Source organism: Caulobacter sp., assembly GCF_049283275.1.
In the GTDB taxonomy this organism is placed as follows: domain Bacteria; phylum Pseudomonadota; class Alphaproteobacteria; order Caulobacterales; family Caulobacteraceae; genus Caulobacter.
Map to the genome: position 1 here is coordinate 1 of NZ_JBAPVS010000218.1, position 3,367 is coordinate 3,367.

Consider the following 3,367-nt stretch of genomic DNA (forward strand, 5'->3'; position numbering starts at 1 on the left):
CGCTTTCACCCAGGAGCGCCAGTCCGTGTTGCGCGGCTTGGCCGAGCGACGCGTACGCGCCGCCGCCCTGCGCTCGCCTTTGGCCTCCGAAGCCGCCGCCGCCCTGGCCGTCGCTCACGGCTTGGCCCGCAAGCACGGCCTACGTTCACCCCGCCTGGTCGCAGCCTTCAGCGATCGGGAGGCCGCTCTTCGTCTGGGCGGCAAGCCCCTGGGTCACGCGTCGGCCACGGCGCCGATCTCGACCGCCCAGACCGCCGACGGCCTGCTGGTTCCGACGTTCAGCGCCGCGGCTCACATCTGCCTGACCGAGGCCGGGGCCGACTTCGACGCCGCTCGCCGCCACGCCATGGGACACGGTTCGTTGGCCGAATCTCCCGCGATCGACCACATGGTCCTGCAGGCCCGCGGCTTCACCGCCCACGAGATCGAACAGGCCGAAGAGGCCCTGCGCCACGTCGACGGCCTGCGCGCCGCCTTCGCCCCCGCCGTGATCGGCGCCGGCTTTCTCAGCGACGTGCTGGGGGCCCCCGCCGACGCCTTGACGGATCCCGGTTTCGACACCCTGGCCTTCGCCGGTTTTTCCGAGACCGAGATCCAGGCGGCCGAGCGTCACGCCCTCGGCGCCCGGTCCTTGTCGGATTGCGAAACCCTGGAAGGCGAGCTGCGCGCTCTGTTCGCCACGGTGGAGGCGCCGACGGTGGTGGACCGACTGGCCATGATCGCCGCCGTCGAAACCTTCACCTGCCTGGCGGTTCCGGCCGTGCTGGACGTGCCGTTCGACGCACGCCCCGCCGACGCCGCCCGCCTTCAGGCCGCCGCCGCTCGAGCCGGCGTTCGGGCGCTGCGGTTGAATCGAACCGCGCCGCCGGTGGGTTTCGTCCTTCCCCTGCCCGAAGCTGAAGCCGAAGCGCCCAAACCGGCTCGCGCGCTGGAAACGGCCGCTGACGCCCCGTCCGTTCAGGTCAAGGAACGGATCGTCGAGCGCGTGGTCGAGCGCATCGTGGAACGCGGCGGTCGCGCCCGCCGCAAGCTGCCCGATAGGCGCAAGGGCTATATCCAGAAGGCCGCGGTCGGAGGCCACAAGGTCTATCTCCACACCGGCGAGTACGAAGACGGCGAGGTCGGCGAGATCTTCATCGACATGCACAAGGAAGGCGCCGCCTTCCGCAGCCTGATGAACAATTTCGCCATCGCCGTCTCGATCGGTCTGCAATACGGCGTGCCGCTGGACGAGTTCGTCGACGCTTATGTCTTCACCAAGTTCGAGCCGGCGGGACCGGTCACGGGCAATGACTCCATCCGTTCGGCGACCTCGATCCTCGACTATATCTTCCGTGAGCTCGGCGTTTCGTATCTGGGACGCGACGACCTGGCCAACGCTGATCCGGGCGAGTTCAACGCCGACGGCCTGGGCCGGGGCAAGGGCGCGCCGGACGCCGAGGTCGAGGCCGAGCCCCTGCCCGCCAGCAAGTTCATCTCCAAGGGCTTCTCGCGCGGCGCGGCGCCGGACAATCTGGTGTTCCTGCCGTTCGGCGGCCGCCGCGACCAGGAGCCTCGTCCAGTGGGCTCCAGCGGCGATGTCTGCCCGGCCTGCGGCGACCTGGCGCTGACCCGCAAAGGCGGTCTGGTGATCTGTGACAGCTGCGGGACCCAGGCCAACGCCCTTCTCGACGAGAGCGACGCCGGCTAGAGGTCGGACCCGGCTGAACCGGGTCTGCGGCGTTTTGTCCACCCGCTCGCCGCAAGGGCTTTTCGCCGCCCTCCGGCCGTTAAACTTCCGTCATTACCGCGATTTAAGTGGCGCTTGCCCGCCGCCGGCCCCAAATCGTAACCCACACGGTCGCTTATCTTGACCGGTTTGGAGGTTTTATGCCCCGCTTGCGGATCACTGTCGCTGCTCTGTCGCTCGCCCTGTCAGCCCTGGCCCACCAGGCCTATGCCGGGGTCGAGGACAAGGACGTGGCCAAGATGATCTCGCTGGGCGGCGCCTGTGTGAGCTGCGAGCTGTCGGGCCGCAAACTGACCGGCGCCCGTTTCACCGGCGCCAACTACGCCAAGGCCAACCTGATCGGCGCGGACCTGCGTGGCGCCAGCTTCTTCGGCTCCAACTTCACCGGCGCGGACCTGTCGCGGGCCGATCTGCGCGGCGCGGAAATGCGCGGCGCCGGCTTCTCGCACGCCATCTTCACCGACGCCAAGCTGTCGGGCATCGAGAGCAGCGGCGCCAACTTCATCGGCGCCGATCTGGGCCGGGTCGACCTGTCGAGCAGCGAACTGCACGGCGCCAGCTTCCAGGGCGCGAACCTGGAGCGCGCCAACCTGTCGAGCGCCGAGCTGATCGGCGCCAACATGCAGGGCGTCAACGCCAAGGGCGCCAACTTCAGTTCGTCCGAATTGAACGCCAGCAACATGAGCGGCGGCAACTTCGAGCGGGCCAACTTCCGGGACGCCGAGTTCACCGGTTCGACCCTGCGCGGTGCGATCTTCAACGGCGCCGACTTCCGGAACGCCGACCTGTCGGGCGCCAGCCTGAACGGGGCCGACCTGTCGAACGCCCGCGGCCTGGATCAGGACCAGCTGGACGAGGCTTGCGGCGACGGCGCCACCCGGGTTCCGAGCGGGCTGAGCATCCGCAACTGCTCGGGCAATGTCCGCGTCCGCGTCAGCCCCAGCTTCGCCCGCGCCCAGGCCGAAGCCGCCCGGGCGCAGGTCGAAGCGCACCGCGCCGAGATCCAGGCCGCGACGGCCGCCGCCACCTTGAGGGCCGCGCCCAAACCGCCCAGACCGCCGAAGCCTCCCAAGCCGCCCAAGTCCGTCAAAGAGCTGGACGAATAGGTCAGGCTCGAGTTTCGGACAAAAAAGCCCTCCGATCCCGTTGGACCGGAGGGCTTTTCCGTATGCGCTTCACCCGACCGATCTAGACCTTGATCGGCGGGGCCGAGCGGATGTGCAGTTCCTTGTACTGGCGCTCCTGGGCCTCGGCCGGGGCGTTCATCAAGAGGTCCTGGCCCTGCTGGTTCAGCGGGAAGGCGATGACCTCTCGGATAGCTTGCTGCTCGGCCAGCAGCATGACGATCCGGTCGATGCCGGGCGCCAGGCCGCCGTGGGGCGGGGCCCCGAAGCGGAAGGCGTTGAGCATGCCGCCGAACTGCGCCTCGACCACCTCGGCGCCGTAGCCGGCGGTCTCGAAGGCCTTGAGCATGATCTCCGGCTTGTGGTTCCGGATCGCGCCCGAGCACAGCTCGTAGCCGTTGCAGACGATGTCGTACTGATAGGCGCGGATGGTCAGCGGATCCTGGGTCTCCAGGGCCTCCAGACCGCCTTGCGGCATCGAGAACGGGTTGTGCGAGAAGTCGACCTTCTTCTC

Annotated in this window: 2 protein-coding genes and 1 pseudogene; 2 read left to right on the top strand and 1 reads right to left on the bottom strand. The window is 68.7% G+C overall.

Features of this window, described 5'->3' with window-relative positions; all coding sequences use genetic code 11:
• Positions 1 to 1,690 (top strand): annotated as a pseudogene (locus WAL33_RS12115) (ribonucleotide reductase); the annotation flags it as partial.
• A 179-nt stretch (positions 1,691 to 1,869) separates the two neighbouring features.
• Positions 1,870 to 2,835 carry a pentapeptide repeat-containing protein gene (locus tag WAL33_RS12120; protein WP_422181753.1) on the top strand — a complete coding sequence of 322 codons (966 nt, stop codon included), beginning with the start codon at positions 1,870 to 1,872 and terminating at the stop codon, positions 2,833 to 2,835.
• Positions 2,836 to 2,917: 82 nt separating this feature from the next.
• Here WAL33_RS12120 and WAL33_RS12125 read toward each other — a convergent pair.
• Positions 2,918 to 3,367, bottom strand: a 450-nt coding sequence (locus WAL33_RS12125) for an amino acid--tRNA ligase-related protein (protein WP_422181755.1), incomplete at its 5' end; no start/stop codon positions are given.